Origin of the sequence: Ochrobactrum teleogrylli (genome assembly GCF_006376685.1) — a bacterium.
Lineage (GTDB): Bacteria > Pseudomonadota > Alphaproteobacteria > Rhizobiales > Rhizobiaceae > Brucella > Brucella teleogrylli.
Genome location: NZ_VEWL01000008.1, coordinates 13,566 through 30,457, shown reverse-complemented (window position 1 = coordinate 30,457; position 16,892 = coordinate 13,566). Strand labels below are relative to the sequence as shown.

The following is a 16,892-nucleotide window of genomic DNA, read 5'->3' as shown; positions in this document are numbered from 1 at the left end:
CTCAAAAATAGAGCAAACACGGAATGGTTTTCCAAGTTCCGCCGAAGGTTTAATCAAGCCTTCCTTCGGTGCCTGCCTGAATCCCATTATATAAATTTATATAACGAATTTGCAACCGGACCCCGTTTTCATGGCATTCAAGATCGGCTTTCATCCCAATAATCTGCATCTGACGCTCGCGTCTCGCTGGCCGGGGGCTTTCGCCGATTTCAAGCCGGAATTCGTGCCTTATCCGGAAGGCCGCGACACCGCCCAGCAGCTTATTGCCGGCAATATCGACATTGGTGGCACGGGGTCCACGCCGCCCATTCTTGCAGCGGAGGGCGGACTGCCGGTGACCTATGCCGCAGCATCTGCGCCACGGCCTGCAAATGGTGCGATACTGGTTGCGAAGGATACTGATATCCAGACCGTCGCCGACCTGAAAGGGCGCGATATTGCGCTCGTCGATGGCTCCTTTCACACTTATTTTCTGGCAAAAAGTCTGGAGCAGGTCGGGCTTCGTCTTGATGACGTGAAACGCCATGATCTTCTGGCGAGCCCTTCGCGTGAACTGCTCCGTGCCGGCAAAGTGGCGGCGTGGATTGCCATGGCGCCGCATCTCGAACAGGCGCTCGCCAGTGGCGAATTCCATGTCTTGCTGCATTGCGGCACCACAATTCCCAATCGCTCGGTGTTCTGGACGATCGGACAGCGCAATCTGCCGGACGATGTAATCGATGCGTTTGCGGTGGAACTCGCCCGGATCGGTCGTGAGATTATCGCGCATCCTGAACAGGCCGCAGCCCTTCTCGCCAAGGACGCCGACGACAATGAGCGGCGCGCCTGGACGCGGGTGATCCAGGAACGCAACTGGCACATCGTGCCCGCTGACGACACGCTTTTGCGAGAACAGCAGGCGGAGGCAGACATACTGCTTCGCCATGCTGCGATCAGCCGCAGACTGGAAATTATAGCAGAGCGTAACGAGGCAGAAACAGCATGAATGTCCTTTGGTACATGTGCGCGCCAGACGGCGCTTATCCCTGGAAACCCGAGGGCTCACGCGTCGTCGATTACGGCTACTACAAGCAGCTTGCACAGGCCTATGACCATCTGGGTTATACCGGCGCGCTTTTTGCCACCGGCGCTCATGATGTGTGGCCGCTGGCTGGAGCCCTTCTGCCCTATACGGAGCGCATGAAGTTTCTGCTGGCCTTCCATCCGGGTCTGGTAGCGCCAACGCTGCTTGCCAAGATGGCGGCGACATTTCAGGAGTTTTCCAATGGCAGGCTGATGCTGAATGTCGTTTCCGGCGATGCCAAGATGCTTGGCGCTTATGGCATGATGTTGCCGCATGACGAACGCTATCTGATGGCCGACGAGTATCTGACGCTGTGGCATCGTCTTATGGCAGGTGAAAGCGTCACCCATAACGGCAAATATTTCCAGACCGAAGGCGCAAAACTGGCCCTTCCTGCCGGTTCATCGATTGCCCCACCGCCACTATGGTTTGGCGGATCTTCGGACAGCGCAATCGAAGTCGCGGCAAAGCATGTCGATACCTATCTTTCGTGGGGAGAAACGCCCGAACAGATGGGCGATAAGGTCAGCCAAGTCAAAGCGCGCGCCGCAGCGCATGGGCGCGAACTGAAATACGGTATCCGTCTTTATGTAATCGTGCGCTCGACTGACGCAAAGGCGTGGGAAGCAGCAGCCGACCTTTACGACCAGATGGATGAAGCGGCCATGGCGGGCAACAAGCGCTTCGTTTCCAACACGGACTCTGTCGGCCAGCAGCGCATGACGGCAATGCATGGCGGCGTGAAACCCGACAATCTGCGCGACCTTGAAATCTCACCCAATCTCTGGGCGGGTATCGGTCTCGTCCGCCCCGGCCCCGGCACCGCAATCGTCGGCTCGCCCGACACGGTTATTCGCACACTTGAAGCTTATCAGGCCGTGGGCGTCGATACGTTTATCCTGTCGGGCATGCCGCTGCTGGAGGAAGCCTATCGTTTCGGCGAAATGGTATTGCCGCGCCTTCCTGTCGAGCGGCCCGTCGCTGAGCGCAAGCAGTTTACGTGGTCAACCCTGTTCGACCGGGATCTGACCGGAAAGGCCAGCAATGGCTGATACGAGCGCTCTGGAGAAAACGGCGACCGTCGGTTCTCCTTCGGTCGGCAATGCCAAAGCAAGTCCGCGCTTCCCGCAATGGATGCGTAGGCTTGTATCGCCCATCGCCATCCTGATCTTGTGGCAACTGGTGAGCATGACTGGGCTTTTATCGGCCCGCACGCTGGCGTCGCCTGTAGACATCGCGGCAACCGGCCTGCGGCTGCTGGCTTCGGGTGAACTTGCGACAGGTTTGGCCGTGTCGTTCCTCCGCGTCATTGCAGGCTTCTCCATCGCGCTTGTCGTAGGCGTCGCACTGGCACTTTTCGCCGGGCTTTCCAAGCTCGGTGAAACCATCATCGATCCGCCGGTACAGATGCTGAAGGCAATGCCTTTTCTGGGGCTTCTTCCGCTCTTCATCCTTTGGTACGGTATAGGTGAAGCACCAAAGATCGGCATGGTTGCCTTTGGCTCCGTCTTCCCGATCTATCTGACACTGCATGGCGGCATTCGCGGCGTTGATCGCAAGCTGATCGAAGCCGGACGCACCCTCAATCTCAGCACGCTCGAAATCATTCGGCATGTCGTGATCCCCGGCGCTCTGCCTTCGTTGCTCGTCGGCGTACGCTATGGATTGAGCATCGCATGGCTTAGCCTCGTGGTGGCAGAACAGATCAATGCCTCCAGTGGCATAGGTTATATCATCACTTATGCACGCGATTTCCTGCAAACCGACGTCATCGTGGTCTGCCTGCTGGTCTACGCGCTCATGGGGCTGCTCACTGACGGGCTGGTGCGCGCAATCGAGGCCTATGCCCTGCGCTGGCGCCCTGCGGTGATATCATGAGCGACATCGTAAAAATTCATGGCTTGTCGCGGTCCTTCGGCGGACCGGCAATTCTTGATGGTATCGATCTAAGCATCGCGCCGGGGGAATTCGTAGCCCTGCTTGGCAGAAGCGGCTCAGGAAAATCCACGCTTTTGCGCGTGCTTGCGGGGCTCGACGAAGCTCCCGCAAGCGTGCTGGAAATTCCCCAACGCCGTGCCGTCGTGTTTCAGGAGCCTCGGCTGATGCCGTGGAAAAGTGTGATCGACAATGTTGCGCTCGGTGTGCCGAACGCCTGCAACAGCGGCAAGGCCGCGCAAGCGCTGGCCGATGTCGGTCTGTCGCACAGGATCAATGCATGGCCTCTGACATTATCTGGTGGTGAAGCACAGCGGGCGGCCTTGGCGCGGGCGCTGGTGCGAGAACCGGAACTGCTTTTGCTAGACGAGCCATTTGCCGCACTCGATGCGCTAACGCGTCTTCGCATGCACGATCTGGTGTTCAACCTCTGGCGCAAGCACAAGCCAGCAACCTTGCTAGTGACGCATGATGTGTGGGAGGCTGTCGCTTTGGCCGACCGCATTCTCGTTCTGGATCAGGGGCGTTTCAGTCACGATCTGCGTGTCGATATCGATCACCCTCGACAGAGAACAGATAAACGCGCTGCCGCTATCGAAACCGAATTGCTGGAAGCGCTGGGCGTCCGGCATTTCGTCCTGCACCCTTAAAAGCGGAGATACTCAATGAAAAGACTTCAAATTCTGGCCGCCCTTACCGGTGCGGCAATGACACTTGCGAGCACAGCGGCGTTCGCCGCCGATCAGGTTGTGCGCATTGGCTGGCTTCGCGGCCCCAACGACATAACACTGGCCAAATCACGCGGCACACTGGAACAAGCCCTCGCGGAAAAAGGCATTAAGGTGGAATGGGCTGGCCCATTTCCGGCTGCGGCCCCAGCCTTTGAAGCACTGAACGCGGGCAGCATCGATATTACCGCTGGCAGTTCGATATCAGCCATTGCTGCGCTGGCGGCAAATATTCCGCTGACGATCTTTGGCTATCAGAAAATGTCGCCGGGATCGGAAGGAATTGTTGCCAAGAAAGATGCTGGCATCACGTCGATCAAGGATTTGGCAGGCAAGAAGGTTGCTGTCAACCGCGGCGGTACGGGCGAATATCTGCTGATGCAAGGGCTGGAGACAAACGGTATCGATCCGAAAAGCGTCGAGCGCGTCTATCTTAGCCCAAGCGACAGCGGCCCCAGCTTTGTGCAAGGCCATGTCGACGCCTGGGCGACATGGGATCCTTTCGTGGCAATCGCCGAAAAATCCTATGGCGGTCAGGTAATTGCGGATGGCGCTGCCATTGGTTCCGACAATGCGGTCGTTCTGATTTCAAGCCGAGAATTTGCCGAAAAGAAAGCCGACGAGCTTCAGGCGATTTTCGATGTTCTGAAGAAAGACAATGCCTGGGCCGTGGCGAACAAGGCGGACGCTGGCGCCATCTGGGCCAAAGAAATGAATATACCCGCTGAACTGGGGCAAGTGATCGGTGAGAACAATGCCGTTCCGACGACCGCCGTTACCGCAGCAGATGTCGAGCAGATTGGGAAAATTGCCTATTGGTATGCCAAGAGCGGTATCATTCCCCAAAAGCCCGATATCAAGGCAGCTGTTGTCGAGCTGAAATAATCAACACGATTCCGCCTGCATCGGTTTTTCAAAACGGATGCAGGCGATGCTTTGGTTTTGCCAAATGATGCGCTTGACGGTAGAAGCTCTTCAAAGCCAGCCGGAGCATCCCTTGAAAACCATCGCAGTTGATTTTGAAACGGCCAATGAACAGCGCGGAAGCGCCTGTTCAGTTGGATTGGCATGGATTGAAGATGGCCGCGTTGTGCGCGTTGAAGAGCGCCTTATCCGACCGAAGGATATGCGGTTTTCCTCATTCAATATCGCCATTCACGGCATTCGCCCCGAGCATGTCGAAGATGCCGGAGAGTTTCCCGAAGTCATGGATGAGTTCGCAGATGACTTCGCGGGCGCGACGATGATCGCCCACAATGCTGCTTTCGATTTCAGCGTCTGGCGCGCATGCCTCGACCAATATCGGCAAAGCTACCCGGAGTTTCAGTATCTGTGTTCGGTAAAAATGGCGCAGAAGGTCTGGCCGGACCTCGGCTCCCACAAATTAAATGTTCTGGCTTCGTATCTCGGTCTCACCTTCGCGCATCATAATGCGGCGGAAGACGCGGCCATCTGTGCTGAAGCTACAATCTCCATTGCACGCTCTCTCGGTGCACAAGCCTTGCACGAGGTTCCGGCCATGATCGGCATGAAGCCTGGTCGCTTGTTCGCCGGTGGCTACGAGCCATGCACCTGCCGAAAACGCTGAACTGGCGCGACGTTAACGGCTTTTGTTAAAGTCGCGCCCGAAGCATCACTGGATGAGGCGACCGCCGTCAATGACGAGATCGGCTCCATGGATCATGCGTGCATCGCTTGAGCCAAGAAACGCAATCGCCGCCGCTACGTCGCACGGTTCGACGATGCGGCCGGACGGATTCATTTTCGAGAAGGCTTCACGCGCCGCATCTTCCGTCCCGAACTGGCCCGCTGCCTTAGCGGCTACAAGCGGCGTCCAGACATAGCCCGGATGCACGACATTGATGCGCACATCATGACCATTGCGCGCAGCCGAAAGTGCTGCATGTTTCGTAAGCGAGCGAACCGCCCCTTTCGACACGCCGTAAGTGCCGTTATCGGCAGAGCCGGTATAGGCGGCCAGTGAACCGAGATTGACGATTGCCGCCCCTGCGCCCTGTTTCATTGCTTTCAAAGCGGCCTGTGTTCCGAGCAGAACGCCGTCCAGATTGACCTTCAGCACGCGATGAAACTCATCGAGCGGAATATCGGTGATGGGCTGTGGTACGGGCGTTATCACGCCTGCATTGTTGACCAGCAGGTGCAAAGCACCGCTTTCAGCGAGGATCGTATTGATCGCCTCGTCCCAGCTTTCCGCCGAACTGACGTCAAGCGTAAGTACCTTCGGAAGTGTCACACCCTGATAGGCTTCCGTAATCCGCCCCGCGTCATCGGCAGTCAGATCGGCCAGATAAACAATTGCGCCCTCTTCGGTCAGTCGCCGACCGATGGCCAATCCCATGGCGCCAAGTCCACCGGTTACCAAAGCCACCCTGCCATGGTAGCGCGCGAGTTCAGTCGTCTTTGACACTTGCTTCATCCTTGAGCATGAGAAATCTTTCACGGGGCGCGTGTTGTCCCCCATGTTCGCCCGCCATAACTGGCAAGTCGGTTAGGTTACGATGCGTGGCCCAGATAGATTTCCCGGATGACCGGACTGGAGGCTATTTCCTCGGCGCTGCCTGTATGCACCACGCGTCCGGTATCTATCACGCTTGCAGTATCGGCATGGCGCAGCGCCTTTTCCACCAACTGCTCCACCAGAATGATCGCTGCTCCCTCTTTGGCGAGCTGCGCGGCAACGTCGAGGATGCGATCCACTACGATAGGGGCAAGTCCGCCTGAAGGCTCATCAAGGACGAGCAGACGCGGCTCGGCAAGAATGCCCTGACCAACCGCCAGAATCTGCTGCTGACCACCAGAAAGTGAAGACGCAGGATCGTTCTTCTTGGACGCCAGTTCAGGAAAAAAATGGTAGATGCGCTCGTAATCTGGCTTTTTACCACGTTTTTTGCCAGGATAAGCCGCGACCTCAAGATTGTCCTGCACTGTCAGTGAAGGAAAAATGCGGTGGCCTTCCAACACCTGAATCAGTCCAAGCTCGACGATCTTTTCGGGGCTGGCACTGGTAATATCCTCGCCGCCAAAACGGACCCGACCGCTGCGCTTGCCGATCAAACCGGAAACCGCGTGAAGCATGGTACTTTTTCCGGCACCATTGCGACCGAGAATGGCGTGGAACTCACCGGCATGGACGTTGAGCGACGCGCCGATGACCACGGGCGCCTTGCCATAAGCCACGCTCAGATCTGTGATTTCGAGCAACGGCGTGCCGTTATGCATCATTGCCATGCTCTCAACTCCCCAAATAAACGCGGACGACTTCCGCATCGTTACGCACTTGATCAGGCGCGTCTTCCGCCAGAACCGCGCCAAGATTGAGCACGGTAACGTGATGGCTCAAACGGAAGACAAAATCCGTGTGATGTTCGACAAGGAGCACGCCAATGCCCGCCTCCGCCACCGACTGGATAATCTGTCCGAGATATTCGATCTCACGACCCGTCAGCCCCCCCGCGGGCTCGTCGAGAAGCAATAGTTTTGGTCTGATCATCAAAGCACGGATGATTTCAAGGAAACGCCGCTCGGCATGTTCAAGATGTTCGCAACGCCGCCCGGCGAGATGTCCGAGACCCGACGCATCAAGCAGCGCCTGCGCGCGCTCGCGCATTTTGCGCTCTTCGCGCCTTGAGCGCGGCAAATGCAGCGCGGTTTCAACGAAACCGGCCTGAACTGCGCCCCATCCACCGAGCATGACATTGTCGAGCACGCTTAAAGAGGGCAACAGCCGCGGTTTTTGAAAGGTTCGCGCGATACCGGCGAGTGCGCGGGCGCGCACGTCAAGACGGCTGATATCCTTGCCGCCAAGCACCACCCCCCCCTCATCGATCATGTAATAACCGCTGATGAGGTTGAGCATCGTGGTCTTGCCGGAACCATTTGGACCGATCAACCCGTGAATCTGGCCAGCCTGAATGGAAAGCGACACAGCGTTGACGGCTTTCAGCCCACCGAAGCTTTTGGAAACATTGCGCGCTTGCAGCATGTCCGGGCCTAGAACGCCGGTGCTCTTTCTTACTGCAGGATCTATCATGTTCATATCAGGCTTTCTCCTGCAAAAGGGCCGTCAATGCGGGCATGTTGGGCTCTTGCGCGCCGCGCTGATCATCTGATGCGCTCTTTCCGACGATGTTGCCAAGATGGTCTTTGGCCCAGACACCGAGTCCTTGCGGTATTGCGAGAACCACCGCGAGCAAAATGCCGCCATAGAAGAACGCCGTATAGCGCTGCATTGAAGCGAATACATCGGGGATCACGGCAAGCAGCAGCGTGCCGACCATTGGACCGATGATCGATCCGCGTCCGCCGATAATGATCGCCGTGAAGAACATCAACGAGACGTCGAAATTGAAGGCTTCCGGCGTGATGTGGCTTTGAGCGCGTGCGAAAAGTCCGCCTGCAACGCCCGCACAAAAGCCCGAGAAGAGGAAAACGGTGAGCTTTGTGCGGAAAATTGACACTGCAACGCTCTGCGCCGCCACTTCGCTGTCGCGGATGGAAATCATCGCACGGCCCCACATGCTGCGAGCCAAGTTCCAGGTCATAGCCGTCACGATGGTTGCTATGCTAAGTGCAAGCCAGTATTCGCCGATTGTGCGCTTGAATGGCGCTGGGAAAGCCGGAACCGCTAGGCCAACCGTGCCGCCGGTAAGACCCGAGAAACCGAGCGCCAGTTCCACCATGATGAGCGCAAAGGCAATCGTTGCGAGCGCAAAATAAAAACCCGGGAGCCGCAGCGATGGCAGGCACAAAAGGCCTGCGGCAAGCGCGGTCACGCCACCGGAAGCAATCAGCGCCGCATAGGGGTGAAGCCCCAGCTTGCCAGCGAGAATCGCGAATGCATAGCCACCGATCGACAGAAGACCGACATGGCCGATGGACATCAGGCCGACATAACCGACAAGCAGGTTCAGTCCGGCAACGATGATCCAGTAGATCAGAACCATTTCTCCGATGCGGAGCAGATAGCGATCATTGGTGAGAAAGGGGAAGGCAACGGCGAGGCCGATGCCGATGAGGGCGAAGAGAAGGCCCTGATGTGATTTTACGTTCATACCTGGCGTACCCGCTTCTTGCCGAACAATCCCGAGGGGATAAAGGTCAGGAGGATGACGAGCGTCCCGACTGCGATGGTTTGCTGGAATTCCGAGCCGAATACATAAGCGACACAGGTGGTGACTACGCCGAAGATGATGCCGCCCGCCAGCGCGCCGATGTTGGAACCGATCCCGCCAATCGCAAGCGCGATGAAGCCATTGAGCGTCAGCGTCAGCCCAAGCGCAAAATAGGCGTAGGTGAGCTGTCCCGTCATGAAACCCGCCAGAGCGCCGAGCGCACCAGCAATGGCATAGGAAAGCGAGCGCATGCGGATTGCGGAAATGCCACGCGCACTGACCGCAAAAGTATCGTCTGCAAGCGCCACGAAGATTTTGCCGATTGCCGTCTTGCGGTAGAACAACGCAAGCCCGCCCGCCATGAGAAATGCCGTCACAATCGGAAGCCAGTATTTCTGGTCCAAAATGCCAGCATAGTCTTGCGGAATGAGCCGAGGGAACGGTCTCGGCTCTGTTCCCCACCAAAGCGCCATGCCTTGCTGGACAATCGTTGCAACGGCAAGCGTGGACAGAATCCAGAGGTGGTCATCTCCACCATTCATGGTGCGGCGAATGGCGACAAGTTCCGTCAGCCAGCCAAAGATCAGACCAACGACGATAACGAGCGGCAGCGAGGCCCAGATCGGCCAGCCAAGATCGCCGAGCGTCCATGCGCCGACAATGCCGCCGACCATGGCGAACTGTCCGGCGCCCATGCTGAGCACCTTGGAGGTCGAGTACATCACGTTGTAACTTAGGGCCACCGTGGCGTAGAGGCACCCCAGGGCTAGCCCCGAGATCAGAACGAGAAACATGGTTTAGTCCTCTTGGTGACGGGCTCCACGCACCGCGCGAGAGTCCGCCGACAATCGATCAGGCCAGCGTGAAGCCGCCGTTTTGGAACGACGAAATCGTGAAGAGCGCGTATTCGTCCATCGACAGCCCTTCCCGGCTGCTCGGACTGAAACCGACCTTGCCGAACAGTGTTTCCGTCGTTCCCATGGTTTCGAGAGCTGCGATTACAGCATCGGTCTCAACGCTACCGGCTTTCTCTACGGCAGCAGCCCAAAGCTTGGTCGACGCATAGCCAAGAAGTATCCAGGTTATGCCGTTCTTGAGCTGTGGCCCGACAATCGAAGCCTGCTTGGTCAGCAGAGCTTCAATGCCAGCGGCAAACTTGCCATTGCCATCCACTGCAAGATGACGGAAGCCCACTCCGACCGCGCCGTCGAGATATTCTTTCTTCACGAGATCCGTGATCTGGGCGTTCAGCGCAATCGGTGCGCAGATGGCAGGAATATCCCACTTCTGCTCACCACGCGCCGTCAACACGCGCGCCATGAAGGAAGATGCAGCCGACCAGACCAGAAGCACATCCGCGCCGCTATTGCGCGCCTTGATGATATCGTCGCCCAGATCCACCTTGTTGGCGTCCAGCGTGCCGACATAGACCGGCTCGATGTTGCGCGCCTTCATCTTTTCAAGCGCAAGATCGCGGCAGAGAACGCCATAAGACAGATTATCTACGAAGAGCGCGATCTTCTGCTTCTTATAGTGATCGAGAGCGAAGGTGATACCGGCTTCAATTTGCTGCCCCGCCGACCCGCCAACGCGGAAAATCGTCGGATAGGCTTCCGGGTCGATCACGTGATCGATCAGGGCCGTCGGCATATTGATCGTGTTGGCTTCGGCGATGAAGTCGCGGATCGGCATCGCTTCCCCGGAGGTGTTGGGCCCGAAGAGCACATTTACCTTTTCCGAGAACAGAAGTTCCTGCACGAAATTCACAGCCTTGCCGGGATCGGCAACCGTATCGCGAGCGACCAACTCCAGCGGGCGGCCAAGCACACCGCCCTTGGCATTCAGTTCTGCGATGGCCGCCTTGTGGCCTGCATCCTGCGCCAATGCGCCCGTGGAATAGGGGCCGGAAAGCGCGGCAAACCAGCCGATTTTTACCGGATCGCCCGAAGCCGCGCGAACAGCAGACTGGAAACCAGGCAAAAGTCCAGCGGCCATGAACCCCGCGCTGGACAGCAGCAGGTTGCGTCGATTGATCTGCATTATTATCTCCCATATAAACTCTCGGCGGGTTTCGGATATTGAACCTTCAACTTCAACCCATTTTCGATTAGAGTTCACCTGTCGAACGCAATTTGCCGCGCCGTCGAGCACTAGTGCCTATGGAACCAACCAACAAAAGAAACTTTGCCCCTGTTCGCGCTCTTGAGCGCGGTCTGGCCCTGCTACAAGACCTTTCTCTCTATAAGGGCGCGCATCCGCAGCAGATTGCGCGACGGCTGGAATTGCCGCGTCCAACTGTGGTTAGACTTCTCGAAACGCTCGAAGGGCTGGGTTTTGTCGAGCGCAGTCCCTCCGATGGCAGCTGGTATCCGACGCTCTACGTCCGGTCGCTTTCTGACGGCTATAATGACGAAGCATGGGTGCGCGAATGCGCGGCGCCGGAAATCGAGCGGCTTGGCAAGCAAATTCTATGGCCCGTCGATCTGCACACATTGCAAAACGACATGATGCTGGTGCGGGAATCGACGCACCGCACCAGCCCCTTTTCCATTCAACACGGGCTTGTCGGCACGCGATTGCCCATTCTGCATACCTCTTCTGGACGAGCCTATCTTGCCTTTTGCCCGGATGAAGAACGGGAAGCCATTTTGGACCGGCTTGCGCAAAACCCCGCCAATCAGGCGGCGCTTGCGGGCGACCGCCGCCATATCACGCAGCAGATTGCCGCCACCCGTCAGCAAGGATACGGGTTGCGCAGCGGTGAACTGATCCGCGCGACCAACAGCCTCTCCGTGCCCGTTCACGCCAAAGGCCGAGTGCAGGCGGTAGTCACGGTGGTGTGGTTCGTGTCGGCGCTTCCGGTCGCGGAAGGTGTTCGGCGTTTTCTCGAACCGGCACGGGAATGTGCGGCGCGGATTGCTCAAAAATGCGAAGCTTTTCCCGACATGACCATGCGTTATCGACGCGAAAACTCCAACTCCACAGACTAAGTCGTTCTTCCGGGGGCACCGTTCATCTGGTGAACGCAACTCCAATTCGATCTGGCCTTGGACCGCTCGTCACAGCATAAGGCCCACGAATGCGCGACCCCGATCGGGCCGCGCCCGACGGATCGAAGGGAGTTACAACGGTGCGACTGGTTTCATTTACGACAGCGGATCAAGGGGCGGGTTATGGGTTCATTACCGATGCGGGGCTGCACAAGTCTTCTGCCGCTTTCAAGGCTCGCTACCCTGATCTGCGGGCTGTTTTGAATGCCGACGCCGTGGCCGAACTGTCTGCACATACGGAAGCGCCAGTTACGGTATCGGAAGTTACTCTGGTTTCGCCAATTCCAAACCCGGACAAGATTCTCTGCATCGGCCTGAATTATGCCGCGCATATCAAGGAAACCGGTCGCGAAAAGCCAAAATATCCTTCGATCTTCACGCGCTATTCGTCGTCTGTTCTTGGGCATGAAAATCCGCTGTTGCGACCAGCCGTTTCCAAGGAATTCGACTATGAGGGCGAACTCGCTGTCATCATCGGCAAAGCGGGTCGCAATATCCGCGCCGAAGAAGCCGCAGATTACATCGCAGGCTATTCCTGCTTCAACGACGGCTCTATCCGCGACTTCCAGCGCCATACGACCCAGTTTTGGCCGGGCAAGAGCTTCGACGATACCGGCTCAATGGGACCATGGATGGTCACGAAGGACGAACTGCCAAATCCCGAAGAACAGCATCTACGTACCCGCGTGAACGGTCAGGAAGTGCAGACGACGCCGATTTCGGATCTGGCTTTCTCCATTGGCGAAATCATCGCCTATGTTTCGACGGTGACAAAACTGCTTCCCGGCGACGTCATTGCCACCGGAACACCCGGCGGCGTCGGCAAGTTCCGCGAGCCTCAACTCTATATGTTCGCTGGCGACCGTGTTGAAGTCGAAATCACCGGTATTGGCACGTTGTCGAACCCAATCGCTGACGCAGCCTGATTTCCGCAGGCCCCGCCAAAAGCGGGGCCAATCCAAGTTTACGCGAGGGAAAAGGCCATGGCCATCAATGCTCTGGGATATATCGGCGTGCGCTCCGACAAGCTTGATGATTGGGCCGACTTTGCCTCCAGCTTGCTTGGTATGCAGAAAATTGACCTTGCCGCCGGTCAACTAGCTTTCCGTATGGATGACCGCATGCAGCGGCTGATCGTGCTTGACGAGCCGGGTGAAACGCTGTCCTGCATGGGCTGGGAAGTCGAGTTTCAACACGACCTCGATCAATATGCATCGCGTCTGGAAGCGGTCGGCACCCGGGTTCATCGGGCCAATGTCGCCCTTTGCGATCAGCGCTTTTGTGCGGACATGGTCTGGTTCGACGATCCGATGGGCAATCGCATCGAGCTGATCTGGCAGCCGATGATTGCCACCGATCCTTTTGTCCCGGGTCGCCCCATATCAGGGTTCAACACCGGCCCGCTTGGCATGGGACATGCCGTGCTGCATGTGAAGAATATCGAAATCATGATGCCCTTCTATCGGGACAATCTGGATTTCCATGTGACTGATTATGGACTGAAGCCCTATGGGCTCTACTTCTTCCATGTCAATGACCGCCACCATAGTTTTGCAATGGTTGGGTCCGGTCAACAGGGGTTCCATCATTTCATGGTTGAGTTCAAGAACCTTGACGATGTTGGACAGGGATATGATCTCGCGGGACTAGAAGATGGTCGGCTGGCCTATACGCTTGGACGCCACACCAATGATTACATGACATCGTTTTATGCAAACACACCTTCGGGTTTCTTTGTAGAAAACGGCTGGGGCGGAAGACAGATCGACCCCGCAAATTGGGAACCGCATGAAACCACGGACGGACCTTCCTTCTGGGGGCATGAACGTCTCTACCTGACGGAAGAAGAAGGCCGGAAGCGCCTGCGCGACATGCGGCTCGACGCCGCCGCACGAGGCATTCGGGCACCGGCGGTGGCCGAATGCCCCTGGCTCTACGAGGCCATCAAGAACGAGCGTTCATAACCCGTCGCACTATCAATTGAGTCTCTGTTCGGTCTCCGCATCAAAGAGATGGACATTCGCAGGATCGAGCATGACTTCGAACTCTTCGCCTGGCTGAACTTTATGACTTGGGGGCAAAGCGGCAACGAGCCTTTGTGGGCCAACGGTTCCCGTTACAATCAGTTCGGGACCCGTGAGTTCGGCGATGTCGCATTTCATGCGCAGAACGACACTTTGATCTTTCCGCTCCCGCCCTATTGCTTCTGAACGAACCCCAAGCAAAATACGTCTGCCAGCCGCAATATTCGGTAGGTTGCCAATTGGAATGCTGGTGTCCGTACCGTCAATCGTCAGACGATCTCCGCTGAATGTGGCTTCCAGCATGTTCATTGGCGGCGCGCCGACGAATGTCGCCACATAAAGCGTCGCGGGCCGGTTATAGACATTTTCAGGCGTGTCCAGTTGTTCAATGCGCCCATTGCGCATGACCGCAATCCGCGTCGCCAATGTCATCGCCTCGATCTGATCGTGCGTAACGTAAACCATCGTGGTTTTCATCAACTGATGCAGTCGTTTCAACTCGGCACGCATTTCCATGCGCAGTTTTGCATCCAGATTGGACAATGGTTCATCGAAAAGGAACAGTTTGGGGTGACGCACCAATGCGCGACCGATTGCGACACGCTGACGCTGGCCACCGGAGAGCTGCGCGGGCTTTCGATCCAGCAGATTTTCAATCTGCAAAAGGCGCGCTGCTTCCAGCACGGCTTTATCCCGCTCCGCAGCTGGTACTTTGCGCATCTCAAGACCGAAGCCGATATTGCGCTTCACATTCAGATTTGGATAGAGCGCGTAGGACTGAAACACCATCGCCGTATCCCTGTCCTTGGGGTGTACGCCGACGATAGACCGCTCATCAATGCGAATGTCGCCGCTTGTCGGTTCGGCCAAACCCGCGATCATGTTGAGCAATGTCGACTTGCCGGAACCGGAGGCACCAAGCAGCACTAAGAACTCGCCGCTGGCCAGAGACAGATCGATACCTTTGAGGATTTCTGTCGACCCGTAGCTCTTGCAAACCTTGCTTATGGTCAGGGTGCTCATGCAAGCGCTCCTTCAGCATCCGACATATAGGCCCGCGGGCTTGTGGAAATGGCCTTCGAGGCACTGCGTGTGGCGGCCTGCAAGCAGGCCTCAACCGAGCGGCCCTTGGCGAATGACGCAAGAAAAGCTGCGTTGAAAACATCGCCCGCGCCGATTGTATCGATAACCGTTACCTGAGGCGCATTGACTGATATAACGCTGCCATCATGTCCAACCGCGAAGGCGCCATTCGGGCCGCATTTAACGATAAAAAAGCCGCCATCCGGCATGGTCCGGCAGAGACTGCGCGCAGCCTCCACCGGGTCGGCGGAGTTTCCAAGATTGATCGTCTCAACCTCGTTGAACATGACAAACTTGCTGCGTTTCAGCCATGAAAGCGCACGGCTTCGATTCCGCTTCGTCCAGCCCTCGGCCGGCCAGCCGGTATCAAGCGCCACATCGATGTTGTGGCAGTCGGTCCAATCGAAAAACTGATCATACGCATCCGCCAGCCTGTCGGTCAGAAAACTACCGCAAAGAAGAGCCAGCCCGCCGGACAAGGCCTCACCATCAAGTGCCGATAGCGCATCTTCAATTGAAAAATGCGGCAGATGACCGAGTGTCGTGAAGAAAGTCCGTTCTCCATCCGGATGCGTCAGGCCGACGGACAGAGTGGTTTTTCCAGCAAACACCGACCATTGTCTGGCATGATCACCGAAATTCTCAGCGAGCCAGCGACCAAACTGATCGGCGCCTGTATTCGCGGCCATTTGAAATGGAACATCCAAAGCCATCAGTGTCAAAGCCGAGTTTCCCGCCGAACCGCCGACGCGCAATTCGTCATGGCTGACGATGTTCTCGGTGCCCGGTTGTGGCCAAGCCGAAGTCGGTCCCAGGATCATATCAACATTGACGTTGCCGATAATTGCAATTGGCCTCACTCATTCGCTCCGGGTGATTTTGGAAGAACGGACCGGCGTACCGGCATTCTCGACACGTTGGTCGGCAAAGGCCATCATGAGCCGTTGCGCTGTTGGCAGGATCGTGAAAACGGCGCCAAGTCCGCTTGCTGCGGGAAACGAAATCGTTACAGCACCCGGAACAGGCACCTCACCGGAGGCGTCAAACACTACCAGTTTGGCTCCCGTTTCAGCAACAGACTGTCCCATCGCCGTCACCAGCGGTGCGGTCGCATCGTTGCCCTTGAAGAGGATAACTGCAACCTTTGGTGAGAGCATTTCCATCGGCCCGTGACGCAGTTGGCCACCCTCCAGCGAATAGCTCGGCACGCGCGAAAGCTCGGTAAACCCAAGAGCAATGGCTTCTGCTACCCCCTGCAGACAGCGCCCCGAGGTTACAATCGTGTTGACATCAGCGATGCAATCAAGCGCTGCATCAATCGCCACAGTTTGGGGGGAATTCAACACGTTGAGTGCGGCTCGCGGATCGTCACCGAGTGCCGCCAATATGGCCAGATGCAGAGCGAAACTAATCGTCAGGCTACGGGTTGCTGCAAATGCAAGCTCCCCGCCGCCATGCCCCACCAGGCAGTCGACTTTGCTGGCGAGAAACGACCCAGCATCAAGCGTCAAACCGAATATATCGGCCTGCCCCTTTTTCTCGGCGAACCACCGTACAACTTCCGCACTTTCACCAGACTGAGATGTGACCAGAACCGTTTTGCCTTCAATGGGTAAGGAAGCGCCAAGCTGCTCTGAAATCGGTATGGCAACTGCATCGATATTATGGGCGCGATAAAGCGGTTCCACCGCACGACCGACCGCATGTGACCCGCCCATCCCCAGCAGGAGCAGCTTGCCGGTTTTACGTAAACTCCCGGCGATCTTCTCTGCCAGTTCGCGATTATTCTCGAAGGAAATCAGAGCATCGCTAAACTGGCGTGCCATCTCTTTATCGATTGCGACAAGTCCTTCAGGACGCTGCTTTTGCGTGTTCAT

Annotated in this window: 18 protein-coding genes; 9 read left to right on the top strand and 9 right to left on the bottom strand. The window is 57.0% G+C overall.

The window, feature by feature from the left end; all coding sequences use genetic code 11:
- Positions 1 to 130 precede the first annotated feature (130 nt).
- From FIC94_RS13605 to FIC94_RS13580, 6 genes are all read left to right on the top strand, one after another.
- Positions 131 to 985: an ABC transporter substrate-binding protein gene (locus FIC94_RS13605; RefSeq protein ID WP_140025229.1), complete on the top strand. Its 855-nt coding sequence runs from the start codon at positions 131 to 133 to the stop codon at positions 983 to 985.
- Positions 982 to 2,115 (top strand): LLM class flavin-dependent oxidoreductase, encoded by a 1,134-nt coding sequence (locus FIC94_RS13600; protein WP_140025228.1) that lies wholly within the window; start codon positions 982 to 984, stop codon positions 2,113 to 2,115. The genes FIC94_RS13605 and FIC94_RS13600 overlap by 4 nt, the downstream gene beginning before the upstream one ends.
- Complete coding sequence (locus FIC94_RS13595) at positions 2,108 to 2,941, top strand: ABC transporter permease (protein WP_140025227.1); 834 nt, start codon at positions 2,108 to 2,110, stop codon at positions 2,939 to 2,941. Before FIC94_RS13600 ends, FIC94_RS13595 begins: the two co-directional genes overlap by 8 nt.
- On the top strand, positions 2,938 to 3,648 hold the full coding sequence (locus FIC94_RS13590) for an ABC transporter ATP-binding protein (RefSeq protein WP_140025226.1): 711 nt from the start codon (positions 2,938 to 2,940) through the stop codon (positions 3,646 to 3,648). Before FIC94_RS13595 ends, FIC94_RS13590 begins: the two co-directional genes overlap by 4 nt.
- A 15-nt stretch (positions 3,649 to 3,663) precedes the next feature.
- Entirely contained in the window at positions 3,664 to 4,611 is a 948-nt protein-coding gene (locus FIC94_RS13585; protein ID WP_140025225.1) for an aliphatic sulfonate ABC transporter substrate-binding protein, read from the top strand.
- Positions 4,612 to 4,723: 112 nt separating this feature from the next.
- Positions 4,724 to 5,314: a 3'-5' exonuclease gene (locus FIC94_RS13580; protein WP_121537976.1), complete on the top strand. Its 591-nt coding sequence runs from the start codon at positions 4,724 to 4,726 to the stop codon at positions 5,312 to 5,314.
- Positions 5,315 to 5,359: 45 nt separating this feature from the next.
- On the opposite strand, the gene FIC94_RS13575 is transcribed toward FIC94_RS13580, so the two are convergent.
- The 6 genes from FIC94_RS13575 to FIC94_RS13550 all read right to left on the bottom strand — a co-directional run bounded on the left by FIC94_RS13575 (position 5,360) and on the right by FIC94_RS13550 (position 10,898).
- Positions 5,360 to 6,154 carry an SDR family NAD(P)-dependent oxidoreductase gene (locus FIC94_RS13575; protein WP_210237292.1) on the bottom strand — a complete coding sequence of 265 codons (795 nt, stop codon included), beginning with the start codon at positions 6,152 to 6,154 and terminating at the stop codon, positions 5,360 to 5,362.
- A gap of 86 nt (positions 6,155 to 6,240) precedes the next feature.
- Entirely contained in the window at positions 6,241 to 6,969 is a 729-nt protein-coding gene (locus tag FIC94_RS13570) for an ABC transporter ATP-binding protein (protein ID WP_235892010.1), read from the bottom strand.
- Positions 6,970 to 6,979: 10 nt separating this feature from the next.
- Positions 6,980 to 7,783 carry an ABC transporter ATP-binding protein gene (locus FIC94_RS13565; protein ID WP_140025224.1) on the bottom strand — a complete coding sequence of 268 codons (804 nt, stop codon included), beginning with the start codon at positions 7,781 to 7,783 and terminating at the stop codon, positions 6,980 to 6,982.
- A gap of 1 nt (position 7,784) precedes the next feature.
- Positions 7,785 to 8,798, bottom strand: coding sequence for a branched-chain amino acid ABC transporter permease (locus FIC94_RS13560; protein ID WP_109366077.1), 1,014 nt, complete (start codon positions 8,796 to 8,798; stop codon positions 7,785 to 7,787).
- Positions 8,795 to 9,652 (bottom strand): branched-chain amino acid ABC transporter permease, encoded by an 858-nt coding sequence (locus FIC94_RS13555; RefSeq protein ID WP_140025223.1) that lies wholly within the window; start codon positions 9,650 to 9,652, stop codon positions 8,795 to 8,797. The genes FIC94_RS13560 and FIC94_RS13555 overlap by 4 nt, the downstream gene beginning before the upstream one ends.
- A 58-nt stretch (positions 9,653 to 9,710) precedes the next feature.
- Positions 9,711 to 10,898: an ABC transporter substrate-binding protein gene (locus FIC94_RS13550; protein ID WP_140025222.1), complete on the bottom strand. Its 1,188-nt coding sequence runs from the start codon at positions 10,896 to 10,898 to the stop codon at positions 9,711 to 9,713.
- A gap of 119 nt (positions 10,899 to 11,017) precedes the next feature.
- Between FIC94_RS13550 and FIC94_RS13545 the strand changes: the two genes are divergently transcribed.
- The 3 genes from FIC94_RS13545 (at position 11,018) to FIC94_RS13535 (ending at position 13,872) form a co-directional block, all read left to right on the top strand.
- On the top strand, positions 11,018 to 11,848 hold the full coding sequence (locus FIC94_RS13545; protein ID WP_140025221.1) for an IclR family transcriptional regulator domain-containing protein: 831 nt from the start codon (positions 11,018 to 11,020) through the stop codon (positions 11,846 to 11,848).
- 140 nt (positions 11,849 to 11,988) lie between these two features.
- The gene (locus tag FIC94_RS13540; RefSeq protein WP_124915515.1) at positions 11,989 to 12,834 is read left to right on the top strand and encodes a fumarylacetoacetate hydrolase family protein; all 846 of its coding nucleotides are present in this window, start codon (positions 11,989 to 11,991) and stop codon (positions 12,832 to 12,834) included.
- A 57-nt stretch (positions 12,835 to 12,891) separates the two neighbouring features.
- A complete protein-coding gene (locus tag FIC94_RS13535) occupies positions 12,892 to 13,872 on the top strand; it encodes a VOC family protein (RefSeq protein ID WP_140025220.1) in 981 nt (326 codons plus the stop codon).
- A 12-nt stretch (positions 13,873 to 13,884) separates the two neighbouring features.
- Here the strand turns inward: FIC94_RS13535 and FIC94_RS13530 are convergent, their stop codons facing one another.
- The 3 genes from FIC94_RS13530 to FIC94_RS13520 are packed head-to-tail and all read right to left on the bottom strand — an operon-like array spanning position 13,885 to position 16,892.
- Positions 13,885 to 14,955 (bottom strand): ABC transporter ATP-binding protein, encoded by a 1,071-nt coding sequence (locus FIC94_RS13530; RefSeq protein WP_140025219.1) that lies wholly within the window; start codon positions 14,953 to 14,955, stop codon positions 13,885 to 13,887.
- Entirely contained in the window at positions 14,952 to 15,875 is a 924-nt protein-coding gene (locus tag FIC94_RS13525) for a carbohydrate kinase family protein (protein ID WP_140025218.1), read from the bottom strand. The genes FIC94_RS13530 and FIC94_RS13525 overlap by 4 nt, the downstream gene beginning before the upstream one ends.
- Positions 15,876 to 16,892 carry an SIS domain-containing protein gene (locus FIC94_RS13520; protein WP_140025354.1) on the bottom strand — a complete coding sequence of 339 codons (1,017 nt, stop codon included), beginning with the start codon at positions 16,890 to 16,892 and terminating at the stop codon, positions 15,876 to 15,878.

Coding starts and splice junctions, on each gene's coding strand:
- FIC94_RS13605 (WP_140025229.1), top strand. CDS start 131: ATGGCATTCAAGATCGGCTTTCATCCCAATAATCTGCATCTGACGCTC.
- FIC94_RS13600 (WP_140025228.1), top strand. CDS start 982: ATGAATGTCCTTTGGTACATGTGCGCGCCAGACGGCGCTTATCCCTGG.
- FIC94_RS13595 (WP_140025227.1), top strand. CDS start 2,108: ATGGCTGATACGAGCGCTCTGGAGAAAACGGCGACCGTCGGTTCTCCT.
- FIC94_RS13590 (WP_140025226.1), top strand. CDS start 2,938: ATGAGCGACATCGTAAAAATTCATGGCTTGTCGCGGTCCTTCGGCGGA.
- FIC94_RS13585 (WP_140025225.1), top strand. CDS start 3,664: ATGAAAAGACTTCAAATTCTGGCCGCCCTTACCGGTGCGGCAATGACA.
- FIC94_RS13570 (WP_235892010.1), bottom strand. CDS start 6,969: ATGATGCATAACGGCACGCCGTTGCTCGAAATCACAGATCTGAGCGTG.
- FIC94_RS13565 (WP_140025224.1), bottom strand. CDS start 7,783: ATGAACATGATAGATCCTGCAGTAAGAAAGAGCACCGGCGTTCTAGGC.
- FIC94_RS13560 (WP_109366077.1), bottom strand. CDS start 8,798: ATGAACGTAAAATCACATCAGGGCCTTCTCTTCGCCCTCATCGGCATC.
- FIC94_RS13555 (WP_140025223.1), bottom strand. CDS start 9,652: ATGTTTCTCGTTCTGATCTCGGGGCTAGCCCTGGGGTGCCTCTACGCC.
- FIC94_RS13550 (WP_140025222.1), bottom strand. CDS start 10,898: ATGCAGATCAATCGACGCAACCTGCTGCTGTCCAGCGCGGGGTTCATG.
- FIC94_RS13545 (WP_140025221.1), top strand. CDS start 11,018: ATGGAACCAACCAACAAAAGAAACTTTGCCCCTGTTCGCGCTCTTGAG.
- FIC94_RS13535 (WP_140025220.1), top strand. CDS start 12,892: ATGGCCATCAATGCTCTGGGATATATCGGCGTGCGCTCCGACAAGCTT.
- FIC94_RS13530 (WP_140025219.1), bottom strand. CDS start 14,955: ATGAGCACCCTGACCATAAGCAAGGTTTGCAAGAGCTACGGGTCGACA.
- FIC94_RS13520 (WP_140025354.1), bottom strand. CDS start 16,892: ATGAACACGCAAAAGCAGCGTCCTGAAGGACTTGTCGCAATCGATAAA.